The sequence below is a fragment of the Pseudomonas sp. Ps21-P2 genome (assembly GCF_039672565.1).
Classification (GTDB): domain Bacteria; phylum Pseudomonadota; class Gammaproteobacteria; order Pseudomonadales; family Pseudomonadaceae; genus Aquipseudomonas.
The window spans coordinates 1-1,173 of the sequence record NZ_JBDFPL010000035.1 but is presented as its reverse complement, the minus strand read 5'-3'; the positions used below and the strand labels follow the sequence as shown (position 1 = coordinate 1,173).

Annotated in this window: 1 protein-coding gene; it reads left to right on the top strand. The window is 52.0% G+C overall.

Features of this window, described 5'->3' with window-relative positions; genetic code table 11:
- Positions 1-1,173, top strand: a 1,173-nt coding sequence (locus ABEH28_RS27245) for an ATP-binding protein (RefSeq protein WP_346631561.1), incomplete at both ends; no start/stop codon positions are given.

Sequence of the window (1,173 nt, the reverse complement as noted above, 5' to 3'; positions counted from 1 at the left end):
AATTTCTTGCGAACATGTCACATGAGCTGCGCACCCCCCTCAACAGCTCTCTGATTTTATCTAAACTTTTGGCCGATAACGCTGGTGAAAATCTCACGCAGGAACAGGTCAAGTTCGCTGAGTCGATATATTCTGCGGGCAATGACTTGCTGCATCTGATCAACGACATTCTTGACATTGCGAAGGTCGAAGCGGGCCGATTTGATTTATTTCCCAGCGAAATCAGCACTGCGCGTTTGGTCGAGAATCTGAAAAATACGTTTAAGCCACTCGCGGACCAGAAAGCGCTCCAATTTTCCGTTGAGTTGCAAGAGGGGGTAGCGCCGATCATATACACGGATCAGCAGCGCTTGGAGCAGGTACTAAAAAACTTGTTGGCCAACGCGATCAAGTTTACAGAGAGCGGTCGTGTGGAGACGACGGTTTCGTCTCAGCCAGGCGGGGGTATCGCGTTTGCTATATCCGATACGGGCATTGGCATTGCAACTGATCAAATCGAGCGTGTTTTCGAGGCGTTCCATCAAGGAGACGGTTCAATTAACCGGCGTTTTGGCGGCACTGGGTTGGGGTTGTCGATCTCCCGTCAGCTAGCAGAACTGCTGGGGGGGACTATCAGCGTGACTAGCGCTCTAGGCAAGGGCAGTGTCTTCACGTTGACGATCCCAGAACGTTTCGATGGCGAGATTCTCCCGGCCATGGTTGTGCAGGCAGTTTCAGTAGCGTCGATGCCGGTTTCGCCACAGGCGAGCGATACCCGTGCTTCACTTGCTTCGATCGCCACCTTTGCAGACGATCGCCAATACGCGCCGTTCGACAAACACGTGATCTTGGTTGTGGAGGATGACGTACGCTTCGCTCAGGTTCTTTATGATCTTGCTCACGATCAGGGGTATCAATGTCTGGTGGCCCACGGTGCAGATGAAGGGGTTGAACTGGCATCGAAATTCTGTCCGGATGCCGTTCTTTTGGATATGCGGTTGCCAGATCATTCTGGGCTCACTGTGCTTCACCGCCTGAAAGAAAACGCAGCCACGCGGCATATTCCAGTCCACGTAATATCCGTTGAAGAACGACAGATGACTGCCATGCAGCTTGGCGCTGTCGGTTATGCAGTCAAACCAGCAACGTTGGTCGAACTTAAAGAGGTATTTGCCAGACTGGAGTCAAAACTTG